Here is a 21,947-nt window from a genome sequence, read left to right as displayed (position 1 = left end):
CGGCTAGTGGCCGCGCTTGATCCAGTTTTCGAGTTCGGGGGCTTCTAGGCCGATGCCGGTGGAGTCCCCGTGGCCGGTGAGCACAGCGGTGGATTCGGGCAGGGTCAAGAGCTTGGTTGAGATTGACTCGATGATGGTCTCGAAGCTGGAGAAAGAGCGGCCGGTGGCACCGGGCCCTCCGTTGAACAGGGTATCGCCCGAGAAGAGCACGCCCTCTGAGTTCTCCCAGGAGAGGGTGGGGGCGTAGAAACAGACGGAGCCGGGGGAGTGGCCCGGGGTTGCCAGGACGTTCAGCTCGGTGGAGCCGACGGTAATGGTATCGCCCTCTGCCAGGTCTTCGTCGAAGTCCCAGGAGGGGTAGACCATCTCCCAGAGCGGACGGTCTGCCGGGTTGAGGTAGACCGGGGCATCGAAGCGGTCGGCGGCTTCCTTGGCTGAGCGGATGTGGTCGTCGTGGGCGTGGGTCAGCAGGATTTTCTCAACGGTGCGCCCTGCAACCTTGGCTGAAATCTTATCGACGTCGTGGGCGGGGTCAATGATGACCACGGAAGTGTCGTTGCCGATAATCCAGACGTTGTTATCGACGTCCCAGGTTCCCCCGTCCAGGGAGAAGGTGCCGGAAGTGACAACTCGTTCAATGCGTTCTGTCATGGTGATAACTCCTAGAGCTCAACGACCGAGCGAAGCACCTTACCGGTCTTCATGGTTTCGAAAGCCTCGTTGACCTGGTCAAGGCTGATGCGTTCTGAGACGAAGCCGTCCAGGTCGAGGTTGCCCAGCTGGTAGTGCTGCACGAACATGGGGAAGTCGCGGGAGGGCAGGGTGTCGCCGTACCAGGCTGACTTGATGGAGCCGCCGCGCCCGAAGACCTCATCGAGGGGAGCCTGCCAGGTGGTGCCGGGGGCGGGCACGCCCACCAGCACGACGCGTCCGGCCAGGTCGCGGGCCTCAAAGGCCTGCTTGAAGGTTGCTTCAACGCCCACAGCGTCAATGACCAGGTCGGCACCGAAGCCGTCGGTGAGCTCCTTGATAGCGGCTACCGGGTCCTGATTTTTAGAGTTGATGACGTGGGTGGCGCCGTGCTCCTTGGCTCGGGCTAGCTTCTCATCGTCGATATCAACGGCGATGATGGTGGTTGCCCCGCCCAGCTTTGCGCCGGCAACAGCGGCGGTACCTACGCCGCCACAGCCGATGACGGCAACTGACTCGCCGCGGGCTACCTCGCCGGTGTTGAGCACAGCGCCCAGACCGGCGGTGACGCCGCAGCCCAGCAGACCGATAGCGGCGTACTGGTCTTCGGTCAGGTCAGCATCAATCTTGGTGCACTGGCCGGCTGCTACCAGGGTCTTCTCGGCAAAGGAGCCGATACCCAGAGCGGGGGAGAGCTCGGTGCCATCTTCCAGGGTCATCTTCTGGGTGGCGTTATGGGTGGCGAAGCAGTACTGGGGCTTGCCCTTCTTACAGGCTCGGCACTCGCCGCAGACAGCCCGCCAGTTGAGAATGACCAGGTCGCCGGGGGCAACGTTGGTGACGCCCTCGCCCACCGCCTCGACGATGCCGGCTGACTCGTGACCCAGCAGGTAGGGGTAGTCGTTGCCGACCCCGCCCTGGACGTAGTGATGGTCGGTCTGGCAGACACCGCAGGTGAGCACCTTCACTAGGGCCTCGCCCTTGATGGGGTTGGGCACATTGATGGTAACAACTTCAACGGGCTGATCCTTGGCCAGAGAGACGACGGCCTTGACCTTGTGCATGGGGCTCCTTCGATAGCGGGAGGGGAAAAATATCGGCAGGTAGCTACCTGCTGCTACCCTCTACGCTACCGTGTGGTCCGGCTCGCTGCCAGCTCGTGAGACCGCATGACGGGTCATGAAGTCAGCGGACGCCCGGCGGGCTTGCCCGCTGGTCAGGGCACTAATATGGTCGCGGCCAGCTAGCTCCAGATAGGCGGACGCCGGGTGCGGCAGGGCCGCGGCAAGGGCAGGGAGCCCGGTGGCTAGGGTGTCGTCGCTGCCTGCAAAGAGGAGGGTGGGGCAGGTAGGTAGTTTGTTCGGTGTGAAAGGCTCAACCGGCTGGGCTGTAAAAGCGGTCAGCGCAGCGCGGGGCAGGGGGCTGGCGTCGAGGACAGCCTGGAGTCCCTCTGGCAGGCAGGCGCGGGGGGCGGAGGAAGGCGCCGATAGATAGGACTGCACCTCATCGAGGTGGGTTGCTAGGGGCAGGCCTCCGAGCGTCAGGCTCTGTACCAGGTGCGGGGAGCTGAGCGCTACCTGCCAGCAGATGCGGGCGCCCAGGGAATAGCCCAGCAGATGGACCGGTGTATCTATATCTGCCAGAGCCTGGCCAAGGGCCGTGCCCAGGGAGGCCACTAGCCCTTCTTGCTGCCAGGTGACGGCTATCTGCCCGCTAGACTTTCCTGCCCCTTCGTGCCCTGCTTCTTCGAGCCGGTGGTAGGGCAGGGTGACCAGATGGACATCTGCCCCTGCTCGCTGGAACTGCCGAACCCAACCGGTCCGTTCCCAGGTCACCTCGGGGGTGGAAGCAAAACCGTGCACCGCCACCACCTGCTGGCCCTCAAGAAGCCGGGGCGGAGCGTCCGCCCCAGCAACGGGGGCACAGTAAATCTCGACCGAAAGACAGGGCTCGCACATAGGGCCTACTCGGAGTCCTTCTTCTCCTGCTTCTCGGCCATCTGCTGGAAATCAACACCGTTATGGGCCAGGCGAATCTTGCGGCCCTCTTCGATGAGGTTTTCCTTCTTCTCCTGCTGCTTGATCGCCATGGTGTCATCGCGAGGGGGCAGCTGAAGCTCGTCCTCGGCCTTGATGCCTGCCTGAAGCTCGCGGCCGCGCTGAATCTCAGCGTCAATCTGGGCGCCGAGCAGCAGCACATTGTTCATGATCCAGATGAACAGCAGCATCACGATAACGCCACCGATCAGGCCGTAGGTGGCATTGTAGGAGCCGAAGTTTGAGACGTAGAAGGTGAAGACTAGACCTGCAATAGCCATCACGACCAGGGCAATAGCGGCGCCGGGGGTGAGGAAGCGGAACTTGGGCTGCTTGACGTTGGGGGTGGCGAAGTAGAGCAGGCTAATGAGCACAACGGCCAGAACCAGCATGATGGGGTAGCGCAGCCACATCCATACGCCGATGAAGCCTCCGAGTTCGATAGCGGGCACGGCGTTCTGCAGGGTGGTCAGCACGTCTTCAGAGGAAAGCAGTACCAGCATCATGGCAACAACAATCAGTACCATGGCGGCGGTGACCAGCAGGTTGAAGGGGCGCAGCTTCCAGATGGGGCGACCCTCTACTACACCATAGATCTTGTTCATGGCACGGCCAAAGGCGCCGATATAGCCTGAGGCAGTCCAGAGGGCGCCGACCACACCGGTGACCAGGGCCAGACCTGCGGCGTTTGAGCTGGTGAGCTGGGTGATGGGCTCTTCCAGCAGGGTCAGCATTTCAGCCGGGGCGTAGTCTTCAAGGAAGTTGAGAATCGCGTTGGTGGTCTGCTGGCCCTGCCCAAAGACACCCAGCAGGGAGACCACAGCCAGTAGGCCTGGGAAGATAGAGAGCACCGTGAAGTAGGTCAGGGCGGCGGCCAGATCGGTGCAGCCGTCGTTGGTGAATTCGCTCAGGGCGCGCTTGAAGATGTACTTCCAGCTAGAGCCGCTCATATCTGAGAGCTTGGCGGGCTTGGGAGCCTCTTTGTGGGCCTCCTCTGTAACCGCCCGGCTAATGGTTTGTTCTTTGAGAGCCATAGTGTCGTCCTTTGGGCATGCGGTGATTTAATCAGTAAACATCTTATCAGTAGCATGATAAACCTTTGAGCTGGCTGATCGTCTGCTTCGTGATAAAACAGTAGCTGCCCCGGCGCATGATGCCGGGGCAGCTATGAGACAGGGTAGCCCACACGGTAGTGGGCGGACGCCGGTGGGCTAGTTATCGATACCCAGCACCTTGGCGGTGTGGGCAAAGAGCTCGTCAGCCAGGTCGTGGTTGTCGTTGAGCTTGACGCCGTAGCCGGGTACCAGTTCCTTGATGCGGGGCTCCCACTGGTTCATCTTGGAGGGGAAGCAACGGGCCAGCAGGGTCAGCATGATGGGGGCGGCGGTTGAGGCGCCGGGGGAGGCACCGAGCAGGGCCGCGATGGAGCCGTCGCCCGATGCAATGAGTTCGGTGCCGAACTGCAGCACGCCGCCCTTCTTGGCGTCCTTCTTAATAACCTGTACGCGCTGACCGGCGGTGATGAGCTCCCACTCATCTGCTACCGCGGTGGGGTAGTACTCGCGCAGTGAGGCTACGCGCTCGTCGCGGTTCTTGAGGAGTTCACCGATGAGGTACTTGGTGAGATCCACGTTGTCTAGGCCCGCACGAATCATGGGGAGCAGGTTGTCCGGGCGCAGGGAGAGGGGCATATCGAGCAGGGAGCCCTGCTTGAGGAAGTTGGTCTTAAAACCAGCGTAGGGGCCAAAGAGCAGGGAACGCTTGCCGTTCACGTAGCGGGTATCGAGGTGGGGCACAGACATGGGCGGGGCACCCACCGAAGCCTGGCCGTAGACCTTGGCATTGTGCTTGAGAGCGGTTTCTTCGTTGGTGTTGCGGAAGAAGAGGCCCGAGACGGGGAAGCCACCAAAGCCCTTGCCTTCCTTAATACCTGACTTCTGCAGCAGGTTGAGGGCACCGCCACCGGCACCCAGGAAGACGAATTTAGCGCGAATGGTCAGGCTGTGCTCGGAGTTGAGGCGATTCTTGACCTTGACCAGCCAGCTGCCGTCGCTCTGCTGCTCGAGGTTGGTGACCTGCTGGCCGTACTGGACGGTGACGCCCTGCTCTACCAGGTAGTCCACCATCTGCTGGGTGAGGTTGCCGAAGTCTACGTCGGTACCCTCGGGTGACCAGGTGGCGGCAATCTTCTGGTTGGGGTCGCGGCCCTCAACGGCCAGGGGGGCCCACTGGCGAATCTGGTCAAAGTCGGTCGAGAACTTCATGCGCTCAAAGAGCTTCTGGTTCTCGAAGGCCTCAAAACGCTTGCCCAGGTAGCGCACGTGGTCTTCACCGAAGACCAGGGACATGTGGGGCACGGGGTTGATGAAGCTGGCGTCCTTGATCTTGCCCTCTTCAACCAGGGAGGCCCAGAGCTGGCGGGAAACCTGGAACTGCTCGTTGATACCCAGTGCCTTGGCCGGGTCTACGGTGCCGTCGGGGCCTGCCGGGGCGTAGTTGAGTTCGCAGAGCGCTGAGTGGCCGGTACCAGCGTTGTTCCAGGGGTTAGATGACTCCTGGCCTACCTGATCCAGACGCTCCAGCAGGGTGATATTCCAGGTGGGCTCTACTTCCTTGAGTAGGACGCCCAGGGTTGCGCTCATAATACCGCCGCCCACTAGGACGACATCGGTCTGTACTTCGTTTGCCACGTGATTGACACTCCGTCACTCTAAGACTGTGGTGCCCGACGCTGGACACCGGCTGGGGTGGAGCCGCTCGGCCCCGTTCTCATCTTTAGCGTAGTACAGATAGGGCGACGTACCTAACACGTACGGTTCTTTGACGCACTTTTGCGGACGCCCGCGGTGGGCTAGTCGTCGATGTGCACGGTGGAGAAATCATCGATGCAGGTGGCGCTCACCGTGTAGGTGCGTACCCTCTGGCCCTGGGTAACGCCCGAGACAGGGTAGGCCAGAGGAATTGCAGATAGCAGGTTGGCTACCTGGTTATTAATGTCCTTGTAGGCTTCCCGCCATTCGGCGATATCGGTGCGGGTATCAGCCTCGTCGATAGCCTGGCGGATACTGGCGTAGTTGGCAGTAGCCTTGGTCGGTTCGTTGGCTGCTGCCGTGGAGGTGGGGGAGGGGCTGGCGCTGGCACTGGCGCTCGGGCTGGCTTGGCTGATGGTGGTGGGGGCGGACGCCGCCGGGGTGAGCACATGCCCCAGAAAGGCGGTGGGGTCGCGGAAGGCCCCGATAAAGCCGGTCAGTTCTAGCCCGTAGTCGGGGTGGGCGGTAGGTACGTCCTCGGTACCGGCGTCTGACCAGCGGTAGGGTTTGGGCACGATGTTGAAGCCTGCCTCAACCAGGTTTGCCGAAATCAGCGAGTAGATACCTTCGGGCGAGGGTAGGGAAGGCAGGGAGAGATTGACCGGGTAGTAGAAATCAATGGCCTGGTTGGCGTAGGTGCTGGCGCGCAGGAGTTCCTGGGCGCGGGTGAGGTTATAGGTATAGACCTGCGCCATGTCCTCTTTCTTCATCTGGAAGAGGGCGGGGACGAAGTCGGGCGCGGTATTGGTGCCCTGGGGGTAGTAGGCCTCGACGATAGCGGCCCTGTCGATGGCGCGGGCCAGGGCCTGGCGCACCCGGGCGTCGTCGAAGGCCGGGTGGGAGAGGTTAATACCGATATAGGCAATTGCGTAGGGGTCGCGGGACTGCACCGCATACCCGTCCAGGGCCAGGGGGACGTAGTCCTTGAGGGCCACCTGGTCGTAGGCATCGATGCTGCCTTCGAGCAGGTTGTAGTAGCGCTTTTCGGCATCGGGGATAGTGAGGAATTCGATGATGCCAAGGTCGGGGGCCTGGCCCCGGTAGGAGCTATTGCGGGTGAGGACGGCAGTGCTGCCATCCCAGGAGCTCAGCGTAAAGGCACCGGTGCCTACGGGGGAGCCGGTGAGGTAGCCGTCCGCCCCGATAGTGCTGGGTAAGACCAGCCCGTAGGCCGGCTGGGTGAGTGCCTTGAGGAAGCTGCGGGAGGGACGGGTTAGCACAATGGTAATGCTTGTATCGCTGGGGGCTGACCAGCTGCTGACCAGGGAGCCTAGCTGGCTGCCATCGGTTGCCTGGGCTGTTCCAAAGAGCTGGTGGAAGGGCTGGGTCATTCGGGTCAGCGGAGCCTTCCCCAGGCGAGACCAGCGCTCGATGTTGGCAAGGACGCTATCCGCTGTCAGCTGGCTGCCGTCGCTAAAGGTAGCGTTCTCAACCAGAGTGAAGGTGTAGGTGAGGCCATCCTCGCTAATCTCCCAGCTCTTGGCAAGAGAGGGGGCAGGCTCGCCGGTGTTGACGTCGGCCCGCACCAGGGGTTCTAGAATCTGGGCGCTGATGCGGTGGCTTTCTACCCGGTAGGTAGCTGCCGGGTCAAGGGTGAGTACCTGGGCGCCCTGGGCAAAACGGAAGGTGGGGCCTGCGCTCTCGGTGGCGGAGGCGGACGCCGCGGGGATGGCCTCGGTGGAGGTTGAACAGGCGGAAAGGGCTAGGCCGGCGGTCAGCAGGGAACCGTAGTGAAGCAGGGTGCGACGGGTGAGGGCTGGTGCTGCCATAAGAGAATCCCCTTCGTTCTGAGGCTCGTTGGCCTAGGCTGTGGCCGCCAGGTTCTGGTTATCAAAAAACCCGTCCAACCGTGGATAAACCGGGCTGAACGGGTGTTTCGTCAGTGTGCGCGAGGAGGGACTTGAACCCTCACGCCGTAAGGCACAGGAACCTAAATCCTGCGTGTCTGCCAATTTCACCACTCGCGCATGCGGTGCTGTCAGCACAACAGTGTCTATGCTACAACACCTTGAGAGGTTTTGCTAAATACGGCCGTCGCGGTTAGGCGTCGATGCCTAGATCTCGGCGCAGCTTTGCAACATGCCCCTTGGCCCGGACGTTGTACTGGGCGACCTCAATCATTCCCTTCTCGTCGATGACGAGGGTGGAGCGGATCAGGCCCACATAGGTCTTGCCGTAGTTTTTCTTTTCGCCCCATGCCCCGTAGGCTTCCGCAACCGCGTGGTCTTCATCGGAGAGCAGGGGGAAGGTAAGCTCCTGGTTCTCGGTGAAAGTATCGAGGGCCTTGACGCTGTCGGGCGAGATACCCAGGACGGCGTAGCCGTGCGAGGTAAGCGAGGCCAGGTTGTCTCTAAAATCGCAGGCCTGTGCGGTGCAGCCGGGGGTAGATGCCTTGGGGTAGAAGTAGACGATGACCTTCTGCCCTGCGTAGTCGGCCAGGGAGACGGTGCCACCTCCTGCAGCGGGCAGGGTGAACTGGGGTGCGGGGGTTCCCGGAGTAAGTCGTTCCACGGGCGTCCTTTCACATGGTGAACAGAAAAGGGGTGCAGCCTACCGGGCTGCGGCCTTGCTACCAGCTTATCAGGGGCAAGGAACCCTGATTTTTAGCGGAAAAACAGGGTTGTTCAACAATTACTCAGTGTACAGTTGATTATGTCAAGCACCTGTCATGTCTAGGCATATAAGTGCTGAGTATGCTTATAATGGTGCTATGCCAGAAATTCGTAATTGGTCGATTAATCGACTCCTCTCAACTGCAGCGCGCATGCTGGAATACAGCTGGAATGATCAGCTGAAGTCACTTGGGCTTACCCATGCTGGCGTAACAGCTCTTGGCGTCATTGCCCGCGAAGGCATGATTTCACAGGTGAAAGTTGCCTCCCTTGTGGGTGTGCAGGCCCAGACCATGGGCAAGACCCTTGCGCGACTCGAAGCGCACGGGCATGTTTTCCGCACCCGTAACACTATTGACCGCCGCAGCTACCTTCTAGGTATCACCGAAGAGGGGCGGCGCGTGCTGGCCGAAGCGGAGAACATTGACCGCAAGCTTGGATCTGCCGGCGAGCTCTCAAACCCTGAATTTCGCGAAATGCTCATTCACATTATTGAAGGCCTGAGCGAGCACCATGCTGGTAGCGAGGTGCTCGATGATGTTGCTGGTGAGCACACCGCCCAGATTGGGGCTATCACTAAATCTTTAGCAGAGGCTCCGTCGGCAGAAGCCGACGTACCCGAGGCTAATGTCACGGAGCCTATCGTTGAGCGCGTCAATACCGCTGTTATGGACGTTATTACGCCAGAGATGATTGCTGAGTACCGTAAATAGTGCTTCTGGGCCTCCTGCTGATATGGCGGGAGGCCTTCTGTATGGGCTGTATATATACGCTTTTTATGAAGGTGCTCACAAACGCCCTTTTCGACTTGCACGCCTCAAGAAAGGTGCGTATAGTAGAACCCGCTGCTGAGACAGGTTCTCGGTCTGACAAGTAAATATGCGCCTCTAGCTCAATTGGCAGAGCAATTGACTCTTAATCAATGGGTTCTGGGTTCGAGTCCCAGGGGGCGCACAGCGTAAGAAGCCCGACCGGCTAGCCGGTCGGGCTTCTTTTTTATTCATCCTGGTTTATCTACGTCTAGTCTTCAGACGATACCCAATCTTTTGTGTGCGGGCTTCACCCTGGGGGAGGGCTAGAGCTCCCAGGCCTCAATGATGACGCGCTTAAAATCTTCAATATCAAGTGCCTGATCCAGTACGCCGCTACCTTCTGTTGTCTGGACGGTCATGTGGGGATCAAAGGTGAGAGAAAAAGAGGTGCCGTTCGTGGATTCTAACCCAAAGGAAAACTCTGAAAGGCTAAAGGTGCGGGCGGCATTTGTGTTGTCGATAGAAGTGGGAGTTCCGGTGCCACGAACTTCGGGTAGGGAGAGCGGGGCGATGACGGCCTCTCGCGGGGTATCCCTGTAGCCGATAAGGAAGTGGCTCTGGTTTTCTTCCTGATGGGATGCCAAATCGGGGTTGCGGTAGATAGATGAACCTGTAGCAAAAACCAGGTTGTAGGCCCCATAGTTAATAATCTGACTATCAAAGACAGTGTGCAGGGCCTTGGCAATTTCACTACTGGTGAGCTGGGGTTCAGTCATACCATCAGTCTACGTGCTATAGCTGAAGTCTTGGCTAGAAAAGTGCTACTGATTGCCTAAAAGTCTTTAAATGACGATGTGCAGGTTTGTGTCGTTTGACCAGGCTAGACCGCTTTACCCCTCTCCGTTGGTGTCTGAGGGGTGAGCTGGCTGTGTCATATTCTAAGACCGGTTTGACCGGTGTGCCCTCGAGCACCAAGAATAAAGGGTATGACAACACGCCAACAGTCACAGATTATTCTTGTGGTGCGACTCGTGAACGAGTGCGCAGCATAAGTCTTTGATGTGTCTTACGGCGTGCGCACCCTTCGCTCAACCAAGCGGAGGGTTTTTTTCTAGGTTTATCCGCAACCCGGCACTACCTACACCCAACGGGCGCACCCACCGCTCACACACAAGATCATCTTCAGACCATCGCGAGGATCACCAATGACAGCGGGAAATCCCATCAACCCTGCAGATCTAGCTAAAAACCTGGGCAACCGTAGCAGCTCAGAAACCTCACCGGTAGAGCGTATGACCGGCTCGCAGGCCATCGTCCGCTCCCTCGAAGAACTGGGTGTTACCGATATCTTCGGCCTGCCCGGCGGCGCAATTCTGCCCACCTACGACCCCCTCTTTGACTCTGAAAAGCTCAACCACATCCTGGTGCGCCACGAGCAGGGGGCAGGGCACGCTGCAGAAGGCTATGCTATCGCCAGCGGCAAGGTCGGCGTAGCTATTGCCACCTCGGGCCCCGGTGCCACCAACCTGCTCACCGCCATTGCGGACGCCAACATGGACTCTGTGCCCATTGTCTGTATTACCGGCCAGGTCTCCTCAAAGGTCATCGGCACCGATGCCTTCCAGGAAGCCGACATCGTGGGCATGACCATGCCCATCACCAAGCACTCCTTTATGGTGCGCGATGCCCAGGAGATTCCCCGCTGCATCGCCACCGCCTTCAAAATTGCCGCAACCGGCCGCCCCGGCCCCGTCCTCGTTGACATCACCAAGGACGCCCAGCAGGGCATGATGGACTTCTCCTGGCCGCCCGCTAACACCGACCCCCGCGGCTACAACCCCGTGACCCGCGGCCACTCCAAGCAGATTCGCGAAGCGGCTAAGCTTATCACCGAGTCCCAGCGCCCCGTCCTCTACGTGGGTGGCGGTGTCGTCCGCGCTGAAGCGTCCGACGAGCTGCTCAAGCTTGCTAAAACCACTGGCGCCCCCGTCGTCACCACCCTGACCGCCCGCGGCGCCTACCCCGACTCAGACCCCCAGAACCTGGGTATGCCGGGCATGCACGGCACGGTTCCTGCTGTAACCGCCATGCAGAAGTCTGACCTGCTCATTGCCCTGGGCGCCCGTTTTGACGACCGCGTCACCGGCGTCGTCTCAGAATTCGCTCCGCACGCTAAGGTCATCCATGTCGATGTAGACCCCGCAGAAATCTCAAAGATTCGTATTGCCGACGTACCCATCGTGGGGGACCTACGCTACGTGCTGCCCGAACTCAACGAGATTCTCGAAGGTGAGTTCGCCTCTGAACTTCCCGACCTGACCGACTGGTGGACGCTGGTCAACCGCTTCAAGGAAACCTACCCCCTGGGCTACACCAAGACTGACGATGGTCTGGGATCCCCCCAGTACGTCATCCAAAAGCTGAGCGAGCTCACCGGCCCCGATGCCTACTACGTCACCGGTGTGGGCCAGCACCAGATGTGGGCAGCCCAGTTTATCCAGAGCGAAAACCCCCGCCACTTCATCAACTCAGCCGGTCTGGGTACCATGGGCTTCTCCGTCCCCGCCGCTATGGGTGTCAAGGTTGCCTTCCCCGACTCTGTCGTGTGGGCTATTGACGGTGACGGCTGCTTCCAGATGACCAACCAGGAACTGGCCACCTGCGTGCAGAACAACATCCCCATCAAGGTTGCCATTATCAACAACTCGTCCTTGGGCATGGTGCGCCAGTGGCAGAACCTCTTCTACGATGGTCGCTACTCCAACACACACCTCAAGACCGGCATGGGTACCGAGCGCGTGCCTGACTTCGTCAAACTGGCTGAAGCCTACGGCTGCGCAGCCCTGCGCTGCGAGAGCGATGCAGATGTAGAAGAAACTATCAAGCAGGCCCTGGCGATCAACGACCGCCCCGTCGTCGTAGACTTCAACGTCAGCCCCGATGCCCTAGTCTGGCCCATGGTGCCCGCCGGTGTATCGAACGACCAGATTCAGATTGCTAAAGATATCTCACCCTCCTGGGGCGAAGATGAGGAGATGCTATGAGCCGCCACACCCTCTCGGTTCTTGTAGAAGATAAGCCCGGCGTGCTGGCCAGAGTCTCAGGCCTCTTTGCCCGCCGCATGTTCAACATTGACTCCCTGGCCGTGGGCCCCACCGAAGTTCCCGGCATCTCCCGCATTACCGTAGTGGTGGACGCAGAAGGGGTGCTTCTAGAGCAGGTCACCAAACAGCTCAACAAGCTGATCCACGTGCTCAAGATTGTGGAACTGCCCGACGAACAGTCGGCCCAGCGAGACCACATTCTCATCAAGGTCAAGGCGGACGCGGCAGCCCGCATCCAGGTCACCCAGGCCGCCGACCTCTTCCGCGCCAAGATTGTAGACGTCTCTACCGAGTCCGTCATTATCGAGGCCACCGGCTCGGCCAATAAGATTAACGCCCTGCTTGAGGTGCTTGAACCCTTTGGTGTTCGCGAAATCGTGCGTGCTGGCACCATCGGGCTTTCTCGCGGCCCTCGCTCCATGAGCGAAAAGGCCCTGCGCGGCTAGGCGAAGAGCCGCCCAAAAATATCGTTCCAAAATATGAAACCTGCGTCTCAAAATCAGCCGAACCTACTAGGCTAGAGACTAACGGTTCATCACAACCAAGGTTTAGCAGCAGCTGCTGCCCCTCAACCGATCAAGGAGATCGAACACCATGGCAAAGATCTACTACAACGACGACGCAGATCTGGCGAACATCGCAGAACGCTCCGTCGCCATCATCGGCTACGGTTCCCAGGGCCACGCCCACGCCCTCAACCTGCGTGACTCCGGCGTAGACGTCCGCGTTGGTCTTGCAGAAGGCTCAAAGTCACGCGCCAAGGCAGAAGCAGAAGGCCTGCGCGTGCTCACCGTTGCAGAAGCAGCAGCAGAAGCAGACGTCATCATGATCCTCACCCCCGACCAGGTTCAGGCAGAGGTCTACAAGAACGACATCGCCCCCAACCTCAACGAAGGTGACGCCCTCTTCTTCGCCCACGGCTTCAACATCGTATTCGGCTACATCGAAGCCCCCGAGGGCGTCGACGTTGCCATGGTTGCCCCCAAGGGCCCCGGCCACACCGTCCGCCGCGAATTTGAGGCAGGACGCGCTGTACCCGCCCTCGTTGCCGTTGAAAAGGACGCCTCAGGTAAGGCCCTCGACCTGGCCCTGGCTTATGCCAAGGCTATGGGTGCAACCCGCGCAGGCGTTATCGAGACCACCTTCAAGGAAGAAGCCGAATCAGACCTCTTCGGCGAGCAGGCAGTTCTCTGCGGTGGCGCTTCCCAGCTGATCCAGTACGGCTTCGAAACCCTGACCGAAGCTGGCTACCAGCCCGAAATCGCCTACTTCGAGGTGCTGCACGAGCTCAAGCTGATCGTTGACCTCATGATTGAGGGCGGCATCGCCAAGCAGCGCTGGTCCATCTCAGACACCGCCGAATACGGCGACTACGTCTCAGGCCCCCGCGTGATCACCCCCGAGGTCAAGGAAAACATGAAGGCTGTTCTGGCCGACATTCAGGACGGCACCTTCGCCAAGCGCTTCATGGAAGACCAGGCAGCCGGCGGCCCCGAGTTCAAGGAGCTGCGTGCCAAGGGTGAAGCCCACCCCATCGAAGCAACCGGCCGCGAACTGCGCAAGCTCTTTGCCTGGAACAACTCCGTTGACTCAGACTACGTCGACGGCTCAGTTGCCCGCTAAGCCAAGCTACTCTCACCTGCACCAGCAGTGAACTCTCAAGAGCCGGCTACCTCACCTACCCAGGGCAAGGTAGCCGGCTCTTGCCAACCCCCAGTAAACTGGGGGAGCGGTCTCGCTACAGCCGTACGGTGAACTGTAGCCTAACCACCGCACTCCTGCTCTTTGCCGAGCACCCCTACCAGCGGCGTCCTTAGGGTCCGAAGCGCCAGCTGCCCCACTTTCCCACAACCGTCACCCGTTATCTAAGGAAACCACCTGTGACTGCAAAACCCGTCGTTCTGCTCGCTGAAGAACTCTCACCCGCCACCGTTGAAGCCCTGGGCCCCGACTTTGAAATCCGCTCCTGCGACGGCGCCAACCGCGAAGAACTCCTCCCTGCCATTGCCGATGTAGACGCTATTCTGGTGCGCTCAGCCACCCAGGTCGATGCGGAAGTCATCGCCGCTGCCAAGAAGCTCAAGGTCATCGCCCGCGCGGGCGTTGGCCTCGATAACGTCGATATCAAGGCCGCCACCAAGGCAGGCGTCATGGTGGTCAATGCTCCCACCTCTAACGTCATTTCCGCAGCAGAACTCACCGTCGGGCACATCCTGGGTCTGGCCCGTAACATCTCAGCCGCCGATGCCTCCATGAAGGCCGGCCAGTGGAAGCGCTCCGCCTTCTCAGGCGTCGAGCTCTTTGAAAAGACCATCGGTATTATCGGCCTGGGCCGAATCGGTGGTCTGGTTGCAGAACGCCTCAAGGCCTTCGGCACCGAGATTATCGCCTACGACCCCTTCGTCACCTCAGCCCGCGCAGCAGCCCTGGGCGCAGAACTGGTTGAACTGGATGAGCTAGTGGACCGCTCTGACTTCATCACCATCCACATGCCCCGCACCCCCGAAACCCTGGGCATGATCAACGCTGAGAGCTTCAAGAAGATGAAGAAGACCGCCTACGTTGTCAACGTAGCCCGCGGTGGCCTGATTGACGAAGCTGACCTCGATGCTGCCCTGCGCGCAGGCGAAATTGCAGGTGCTGCCATCGACGTCTACGTCAAGGAACCCGCTAAGAACGTGCCCTTTGTTGAGCTGCCCAATGTCGTTGCCACCCCCCACCTGGGTGCCTCCACCTTTGAAGCCCAGGAAAAGGCCGGTATCTCGGTTGCAAAATCTGTACGTCTGGCCCTTGAAGGCGACCTGGTGCCCGACGCCGTCAACGTCGCAGGCGGCGCCATTGACAAGGACGTCCGCCCCGGCGTTCCCTTGGCAGAGAAGGTCGGCCGCATCCTCACCGCCATCGGCGGCGACGAAGCCCTCACCCGCGTCGAGGTTAAGATTGCCGGTGAAATCGCGACCAAGGACGTCACCTCCCTCAAGCTCTCAGCCCTCAAGGGTGTCTTCACCGACGTCGTCTCAGACAAGGTTTCCTACGTCAACGCCCCCGTGCTGGCCGAACAGCGCGGCGTTGAGGTCGAGCTGGTCACTACCACCGATACCGAGTACTTCCGCAACGAAACCGTACTCACCGGTGCTCTCGCTAACGGTGAAGTGGTCTCCGTCGCCGGTACCGTCACCGGCCCCAAGCTCATCGAGAAACTGACCAACGTCAACGGTTACGATATCGAAATCCCCATCACCGACCACATGCTGGTGCTCGAATACGAAGACCGCCCGGGCGTCATTGCCGCTATCGGTACCCTGCTGGGCACCGCCTCCATCAACATCGCCGGTATGCAGGTCTCCCGCAACGACAAGAACGCTGAAGCCCTCTGCGTCCTTGCCCTGGACTCAGCCCTCTCAGCCGAGGTGCTCGAATCCATCAAGCGCGTGGTCAACGCCTCCCGCGCGGCGGTTATTAACCTGGCTGACTAGCAAGAAGCCCACCCGCGCCTTTCCAGCACGGGAAATAGCGTTCGCAGTGGTTGGTGTAAACGGGTAAAGTGGTACCTATGACTTCTACCCCGTACTACATCACCACTGCGATTTCTTACCCCAACGGTGCCCCCCATATCGGGCACGCCTACGAGGTTATTGCCGCCGACACCATGGCTCGCTTCAAGAAGCTTGACGGCTTCGACGTGCGCTTCATGACCGGTACCGATGAGCACGGGCAGAAGATGCAGACCACCGCTGCCAAACAGGGCAAGACCCCCAAGGAACTGGCCGATGAGAATTCAGCCCGCTTCCGCGCTATGGCCGATCTGGTAGGTGCCGACTACGACCGCTTTATCCGCACCACCGATACCGATCACTACGCTGCCTCTCAGGCCATCTGGAAGAAGATGGAAGAGAACGGCGATATCTACCTGGATAAGTACGCTGGCTGGTACTCCGTGCGCGACGAGGCCTACTACACCGAGGACGAAACCGAGGTACGGGACGGCGTCCGCTACGCCATCTCAACCGGTACCGAGGTCGAGTGGACCGAAGAGGAATCCTACTTCTTTCGTCTCTCCAAGTACGGCGATCGCCTGCTGGAGCTCTACTCCACCGAGGGGTTCGTCTACCCCGAATCCCGCCGTAACGAACTGGCCGCCTTCATCAAGAACGGCCTGACCGACCTCTCCATCTCCCGCACCACCTTCGACTGGGGCGTACCTGTACCCGGCAATGAAAAGCACGTCATGTACGTCTGGGTGGACGCCCTGACCAATTACATCACCGGCCTGGGCTACCCCGATACCGAGGGCGAACTCTTTTCTAAGTTCTGGCCCGTTGATCTTCACCTGATTGGTAAGGACATCACCCGCTTCCACGCCATCTACTGGCCCGCCTTCCTATGGTCAGCCGGTCTTGAGATCCCCAAGCGGGTCTTTGGCCACGGCTTCCTGCTGGTTGACGGCGAGAAGATGAGCAAGTCCATCGGCAACGTGGTTGACCCCGCTGACCTGGTCGCCAGCTTCGGCCTGGATCAGCTGCGCTTCTTCCTGCTGCGCGATGTCTCCTTCGGCCAGGACGGCTCCTACTCAGCCGAAGGCATCAAGAACCGCATTAACTCCGACCTAGCCAACGACCTGGGTAACCTGGCCCAGCGCTCTCTCTCCATGGTCGCTAAGAACTGCGACGGTAAGGTTCCTGCCCACGGCGCCTTCACCGCAGAAGATACCGCCATGCTTGAGATGGCAGCGGCCCTGTACGAACCCGTCCGCGCTGACTTCGATGAACAGGCCTTCCACCGCGCCCTGGAGCGTATCTGGCAGGTTGTGGGTGAAGCTAACCGCTACTTCACCGCCCAGGAGCCCTGGAAGCTGCGCAAGACCGACCTAGAGCGCATGAACACCGTGCTCTACGTGACCGCCGAGGTACTCCGCATTGTCGCCACCCTCACCCAGCCGGTTATGCCCACCTCCATGGGGAAGATGCTCGACCTGCTGGCGGTTGCTCCCGAGAACCGCGTCTTTGCGGCCCTGGGGCAGGCCCTCATCCCCGGCACCGAGCTGCCCGCCCCGGCCCCCATCTTCCCCCGTTACGAGGAGCCCAAGAGCGCCTAGGCTACTAGCAGCGTTTCCTATCAATGCATTAGAAGGACGCGTCCCCCACCTTCCGCAGGAAAGGTGGGGGACGCGTCCTTATGCTTATACCCGAGATGCTAGAACCAGCCGAGCTCAGTGACCTTGTAGTAGATCATCTGCGATAGGGCAACGTAGCCCCAGCCGTTCAGATGGAAACCATCGGCGGCATAAAGGGTTGCAGGGATCTTTCCTTCGTCGTAGGCCTTTCGGTCATCGTCAGAAGACCAGACACCCGAGCCCGCCAGGGCACCGTAGCGCAGCCAAGACTCCTGGGTCGTCTCGCGCAGGTAGGTTTCCGGATTCATAAAACGTACACCGTAGGTCTGAGCAGCCCAAGCATTATAGTCGTTCACCTGCTTGGCCATGGTGGAGTCGTTACCGTCATGCTGGCCCCTGAAATGACCTAATACGATGGTACGTTCTGGAGCCATGTCATAGGCTCGCTGGGTATCATCCTTAATCTGCTGGGGTTGATTGAGATTATTACGACCAATTTGAATGACATGATATGAGGTGCGACTAATCATCTCTTGGTAGGACTGAACTACAGTGGCTCCATTGATAGGTGGAGCATAGATTTCATCGCCCGCGACAGCCCGAGTAAACACGTACTGCCCTTCAGAAGCGCCAGCAGATAAAACACCCGGTACCGCTCCGACGTAGCAGGGCAACTGAAGGGAAGAGCCCCAGCTCATGAGCGATTCGCCCGCAAGAGTTACATTGACCTGCCCCGATGCAGGAATCTTATCGTTGGGGAAGATGAGATGGCACCGATAGTGGCTAGTGCCCCTTCGTGCAGTGATGAGGGACGAGGTATCTCCACCACGCCCGAACTCTAGAACCGGGGCAGAGAGATAACTAGAAAGCAGCGCTCGCGGGCTTGCATCGAAACCTGCCGGTACCCCTTGGTCAGCGTGTGCGCCGTCAAAAGACGAGCTACCCCACAGGGCCAGGGAGGGGCCGGTAACGGTGGGGTAGGAGAAATCTGAGGGGAAGACGCTGGCGGTTGCGTCCGCTGCGTGGGCGGTAGCGTTGATGGCTGCAGTTCCTGCTGCGGTGGCAACACCGGCCACACCTGTGAGCGCTGCAAAGCGCATGAGGCCACGGCGGCTGGTCTGAAGTCCTTGCTGGTCAAGGGAGGTCATAACGTTACTAGTCTGCTTTCTGTGACGAGGTCGTCGTGGTTTCGTGTGGGGATAGTGGTGATGCTGCTTATTTATAGTAGTTAGAATTGAGGCTGATTATCTAGGGAGGATGCCGTGTCATTACTTACGAATCGCTGTGTGAAGGGGCTGGCCTTGCTTAGCTGTTTCACAGCTTTAGGGCTGGCCGGGTGTTCTTCACAGCCCCAGAACTTCGATGAGCTGACCGCTGAGACCGCTCAGGCCGAGCACCTTGACAGTTTGCAGTCCTGGATTTTCCCACCGGCAGAGGCTGAGTCTGCCCGTCGGGCTTTTGTGGAGCGCTGCGTGGCTGAGGCGGGCGGTAGCTACCAGGAGCCTGAGGCTGGGTTGACCTTGGACTCTGCGGTCTACACGGGCCGAACCACCGAGGAATTGAAAGCCTCGGGTTACGGTCAGTTACCTGCCGCTGAAGGCCGGGCTACCGCTAGCTTTGACCAGGCGGGGCTGGACGCCTATCTGGGGGAGGGCGGTGAGTCCTTTACAGTGACTTTCATGGAGTACTCCAGCGGTGAGCTCAACTCAGCTGGTTGCATGGCCCAGAGCTACGAGTACATCTATGGATCAGTGGAGAGCGGCATGAAGGCTGCCCTGCTAGCGCCTGAGTTCGCCCAGGCCATTGATACTAGTTTGCGGGCCGATGAGAACTACCTGGCCCTGCAGGAGTCGTGGGCTACCTGCATGAAGGACGCGGGGTTCGGCCAGGTCTCAAGCACCGACCAGGCAGCCTACAGTGCGAGCCTGCTGGGGGCAGAAAGCGCTGAGAAGATGCTGCAGGCCGATATTTCCTGCCGTGAGAGCATCTCTTATGACTCTTCTATTACCGACCTGAAGAACTCTTACTATGAGGCTGTCTACCAGCGTCTTGAGCAGTTCTCGGAAGAGCTTGAGGCTACTCACGCTACAGCCGGGGAGCGGGTTGCCGCTGACAAGACCGACCCCAAGAACACCTCATCGGTGACGGTACCCACCCCCAGCGCTAGCCCCTCTGCCAGCTAGGGCAGGGGCGGGCGTCCGCTTCTCTGAGGGGGCGGACGCCCGCCCCGCCCTGCTAGTTCACCTCCTGTAGGGCGGCAACCGGCGGTATACGGGAGGCTGACCGGGCCGGGAAAAAGACCGTGGCCCAGGCCAGGGCAAGGCCGCCTGCAATAATCGCTAGGTAGTGCCAGGCCTGCACGCTGTAAACCAGGGTGAAATTGTTGACAGCAAAAACCTGCAGCAGTAGCAAGGCTGTGATAAGGCCGGCTCCAGCACCCCAGATGAGGGAGAAGACAGCCAGTAGCAGGGTTTCGTAGCTGACGGCAGCCTGCAGCCGACGGCTGGAGAGGCCGTTGATGCGAAGCAGTGCGTAGGATCGGCGCCGCTGCTGGGTGCTCAGTAACTGGGTGTTGGCAAGCCCCACGAGCGAGACCAGTAGTGAGGCCGATAGAAGCCCCAGAACGGCCCATAGAACTGAGCGCATATCATCCTGTAAGCGGGCTTTTTCGGTTGCTACGCCCGAAAGTTCACCCGCGTCGAGGCCGGTGATTTCGGCGATGGGGTTGAGCACAGAGAACCGGTCGCCCCAGCTGATACCGGGGTCAAAATCGGCTAGGAGCAGGCCTGCCTCGGTGTTCTCTCCGGTGGGGTCTACCAGGTCTGTGCTGCTGATGAGGTTGCCGTTCTGCGTGGTGATGAGAAAGCCGCGCAGCGTATCGGAGGTGATGCTGACGGTGAGTTCTATAGCGTCACGGGTTCCTTCGATGTAGAGCTGCTGGCCCTCCTGAAACCCGAAGGAGTCTGCGTAGGCCTGGCTCAGCAGCACCGTCTGCTCGGTCAGCTTTTGGCCGGTCTGGTCACCGTGCAGGCGAGACAGGGTTTCTGGGTCTACGGAGTAAACCGTTGTGCTGAACCAGCTATCGGACGAGGTCAGCACACTACCCTGGGGCAGGGCCACAAGGGCGGCGTCCACACCGTCGAGCTGGGAGACCTGGCGCTGTATCTCATGCAGGCGGACGATGTCTGGTTCGGCAAGTACCGCCTCAACATCGTAGGGGTAGTTGCGGTCTAGTTCTGCCATGAAGCTCTGCTGCATGGTGGAATAACCGGTGAGGGCTGCGCTGACGAAGGCGGCACAGATGAAGACCATGCGGACGGTTACCGAGGCGGACGCCCGCGATTGGGCGATGTTGCTGTGGGCCAGGGCCGCGGTGGAGTAGGGGCGGGCAAAGACCCGGAGCAGGGCGAGGCCCGGTGCGACGAGCAGGGGAGCTGCCACCACGAAGGTAAGGGCGGCCAGAACCGTAGCCAGCATGATGAGACCCGCATGGCTCTCCTGAAGCCCGGCTAGGGCGCAGACTACTGTAGCCAGGGTGAGTACAAGGCAGAGGCCGATATAAGCCCAGGTGTGCCTGGTGCGGGGAGCGTTCGGAAGCTCCTGGTAGCCGTTGAGCGCCGCCACCGGCGGTATAGCCCGGGTTGCCCAGACCGGCTTGAGCACGGCGGCGAGGGTAATGAGCGTGCAGACCAGCATGGCGAGAGCACCCGCTAGCGGGTTAAAGGTGATGCGGCCACTTTCGTTGAAAACTAGAGCGGCAAGGTAGGCGGTGATGATACCTGCGAGGGATGAGAGTGCGCCGAGAGCCGCTGCCTCGACCAGGAGCATGCGCACCACCGCTAGGCGGGTAGCGCCCAGGGTGCGGAGCAGGGCCAGTTCACGGGAGCGGGCTGCCGCATGCACCTTGTAGGTGCTGGCGATGATGAAGGAGCTCATAAGGAGCGAGAGAGCCCCAAAGCCGAAAAGAATAGAGAGCAGGGCAGTGTAGCTGCCCATTCCCTTGCCGACGTCGTTTCTAATCTGTTCCTCAACCGACGAGACGGTAAGGCCGGGAGAGTTGGTAAGAGTCTGCTTGAGCTCCATTAAGGACGTGGAGGTGGGGTCTTTGAGCTTCAGAAGAACCTGCTCGTAGATGCCGTCGGGGGTGTTACCCCAATAGGCGTGGCTGCGTTCAATGTAGTTTGCTACACCGTTACCCGGTGTAAAGACCATATCTGGTCCCGCTCTGTAGCCTGTGGGGCGTTCGTAGATACCGGTGACGGTGTAGGCCGCCTGGGGGAGGGGCTCTGCCAGGTCGGTTTGCTCGGTTACGGTAGAAAGATCATCGAGGACGACCGCTCCGCCCACCCCTACCGCGAGAGCTTCGGCTGCCCGGTCGGTAATCACTATCTGATGGGCGGACGTCGGTAGGCTGCCCTCTTTCAGGGAGTAGGGGAAGAAGGCCTCGGCGGGCATATCGGCTTGGGTGATGCTGTAGGTGCTCCCTGCCTGCTCGCCCTCGTCTGGTATGTGGATAACGGCATAGGTGGCGGCCATTGCCCAGGCCGATTCAACTGCGGGGAGATTTTCTATTCGGTCAGCCTGCTCCTGGGTGAGAAGGTAGTCGGTGGCGCCCCCCTGAGTGAACCTATCGGTAGTTTCGACAACAGCATCGGCGGTGGAGTACTTCTGGCCTGCTGCCTGCCTCACCTCGTCATAGAAGGAGGTATTAATCAACAGGACGGCTGTGAGAAAGAAAGCCGAAATTGCGATGCCGATAGAGGTGAGGGCAAAGCGCAGACGGTGTTTGCCTAGATGAGAGAAGGCGACGGTGCCTAGAGTAGTGGCCAC

17 protein-coding genes and 2 tRNA genes are annotated in these 21,947 nt (G+C 60.0%); 8 read left to right on the top strand and 11 right to left on the bottom strand.

What is annotated here, in order from left to right; translation table 11 throughout:
* Nucleotides 1–3: 3 nt before the first annotated feature.
* The 8 genes from L6758_RS03460 to bcp form a co-directional block, all read right to left on the bottom strand.
* Nucleotides 4–651 (bottom strand): MBL fold metallo-hydrolase, encoded by a 648-nt coding sequence (locus L6758_RS03460; protein WP_237204503.1) that lies wholly within the window; start codon nt 649–651, stop codon nt 4–6.
* Nucleotides 652–662: 11 nt separating this feature from the next.
* Complete coding sequence (locus L6758_RS03455) at nt 663–1,754, bottom strand: S-(hydroxymethyl)mycothiol dehydrogenase (protein WP_237198547.1); 1,092 nt, start codon at nt 1,752–1,754, stop codon at nt 663–665.
* A gap of 60 nt (nt 1,755–1,814) precedes the next feature.
* Nucleotides 1,815–2,648 (bottom strand): alpha/beta fold hydrolase, encoded by an 834-nt coding sequence (locus L6758_RS03450; RefSeq protein WP_237204502.1) that lies wholly within the window; start codon nt 2,646–2,648, stop codon nt 1,815–1,817.
* A 5-nt stretch (nt 2,649–2,653) separates the two neighbouring features.
* On the bottom strand, nt 2,654–3,760 hold the full coding sequence (locus tag L6758_RS03445) for a YihY/virulence factor BrkB family protein (RefSeq protein ID WP_237204501.1): 1,107 nt from the start codon (nt 3,758–3,760) through the stop codon (nt 2,654–2,656).
* Between the two features lie 177 nt (nt 3,761–3,937).
* Complete coding sequence (locus L6758_RS03440; protein ID WP_272878555.1) at nt 3,938–5,416, bottom strand: malate:quinone oxidoreductase; 1,479 nt, start codon at nt 5,414–5,416, stop codon at nt 3,938–3,940.
* A gap of 161 nt (nt 5,417–5,577) precedes the next feature.
* A complete protein-coding gene (locus tag L6758_RS03435; protein ID WP_237204500.1) occupies nt 5,578–7,305 on the bottom strand; it encodes an ABC transporter substrate-binding protein in 1,728 nt (575 codons plus the stop codon).
* Nucleotides 7,306–7,421: 116 nt separating this feature from the next.
* Nucleotides 7,422–7,503, bottom strand: a tRNA-Leu gene (locus tag L6758_RS03430).
* Between the two features lie 73 nt (nt 7,504–7,576).
* Complete coding sequence (gene bcp / locus L6758_RS03425) at nt 7,577–8,047, bottom strand: thioredoxin-dependent thiol peroxidase (RefSeq protein WP_237204499.1); 471 nt, start codon at nt 8,045–8,047, stop codon at nt 7,577–7,579.
* 199 nt (nt 8,048–8,246) lie between these two features.
* On the opposite strand from bcp, the gene L6758_RS03420 reads away from it, so the two are divergent.
* Both L6758_RS03420 and L6758_RS03415 read left to right on the top strand, forming a co-directional pair.
* Nucleotides 8,247–8,861 (top strand): MarR family winged helix-turn-helix transcriptional regulator, encoded by a 615-nt coding sequence (locus L6758_RS03420; protein WP_237198552.1) that lies wholly within the window; start codon nt 8,247–8,249, stop codon nt 8,859–8,861.
* A gap of 168 nt (nt 8,862–9,029) precedes the next feature.
* Nucleotides 9,030–9,102, top strand: a tRNA-Lys gene (locus tag L6758_RS03415).
* A 121-nt stretch (nt 9,103–9,223) separates the two neighbouring features.
* Here L6758_RS03415 and L6758_RS03410 read toward each other — a convergent pair.
* Nucleotides 9,224–9,676, bottom strand: a complete 453-nt coding sequence (locus tag L6758_RS03410; protein WP_237204498.1) for a hypothetical protein — start codon at nt 9,674–9,676, stop codon at nt 9,224–9,226.
* Nucleotides 9,677–10,105: 429 nt separating this feature from the next.
* Between L6758_RS03410 and L6758_RS03405 the strand changes: the two genes are divergently transcribed.
* The 5 genes from L6758_RS03405 to metG all read left to right on the top strand — a co-directional run bounded on the left by L6758_RS03405 (nt 10,106) and on the right by metG (nt 17,099).
* Nucleotides 10,106–11,944 carry an acetolactate synthase large subunit gene (locus L6758_RS03405; RefSeq protein ID WP_272878554.1) on the top strand — a complete coding sequence of 613 codons (1,839 nt, stop codon included), beginning with the start codon at nt 10,106–10,108 and terminating at the stop codon, nt 11,942–11,944.
* Nucleotides 11,941–12,450 carry an acetolactate synthase small subunit gene (ilvN, locus tag L6758_RS03400; RefSeq protein WP_185174490.1) on the top strand — a complete coding sequence of 170 codons (510 nt, stop codon included), beginning with the start codon at nt 11,941–11,943 and terminating at the stop codon, nt 12,448–12,450. Before L6758_RS03405 ends, ilvN begins: the two co-directional genes overlap by 4 nt.
* A gap of 148 nt (nt 12,451–12,598) precedes the next feature.
* On the top strand, nt 12,599–13,627 hold the full coding sequence (gene ilvC, locus L6758_RS03395) for a ketol-acid reductoisomerase (RefSeq protein WP_185174491.1): 1,029 nt from the start codon (nt 12,599–12,601) through the stop codon (nt 13,625–13,627).
* Between the two features lie 257 nt (nt 13,628–13,884).
* Nucleotides 13,885–15,480, top strand: coding sequence for a phosphoglycerate dehydrogenase (gene serA, locus L6758_RS03390; RefSeq protein ID WP_237204497.1), 1,596 nt, complete (start codon nt 13,885–13,887; stop codon nt 15,478–15,480).
* A gap of 77 nt (nt 15,481–15,557) precedes the next feature.
* On the top strand, nt 15,558–17,099 hold the full coding sequence (gene metG / locus L6758_RS03385; protein WP_237204496.1) for a methionine--tRNA ligase: 1,542 nt from the start codon (nt 15,558–15,560) through the stop codon (nt 17,097–17,099).
* Between the two features lie 98 nt (nt 17,100–17,197).
* Here the strand turns inward: metG and L6758_RS03380 are convergent, their stop codons facing one another.
* On the bottom strand, nt 17,198–18,265 hold the full coding sequence (locus L6758_RS03380) for a hypothetical protein (protein WP_237204495.1): 1,068 nt from the start codon (nt 18,263–18,265) through the stop codon (nt 17,198–17,200).
* 153 nt (nt 18,266–18,418) lie between these two features.
* Between L6758_RS03380 and L6758_RS03375 the strand changes: the two genes are divergently transcribed.
* Entirely contained in the window at nt 18,419–19,300 is an 882-nt protein-coding gene (locus L6758_RS03375; RefSeq protein WP_237204494.1) for a hypothetical protein, read from the top strand.
* Nucleotides 19,301–19,352: 52 nt separating this feature from the next.
* On the opposite strand, the gene L6758_RS03370 is transcribed toward L6758_RS03375, so the two are convergent.
* Nucleotides 19,353–21,947: an ABC transporter permease gene (locus L6758_RS03370; RefSeq protein WP_237204493.1), complete on the bottom strand. Its 2,595-nt coding sequence runs from the start codon at nt 21,945–21,947 to the stop codon at nt 19,353–19,355.

Source organism: Rothia nasimurium (assembly GCF_928382285.1).
Taxonomy (GTDB): Bacteria; Actinomycetota; Actinomycetes; order Actinomycetales; family Micrococcaceae; genus Rothia; species Rothia nasimurium_E.
This window is presented reverse-complemented; position numbering and strand designations above follow the sequence as displayed.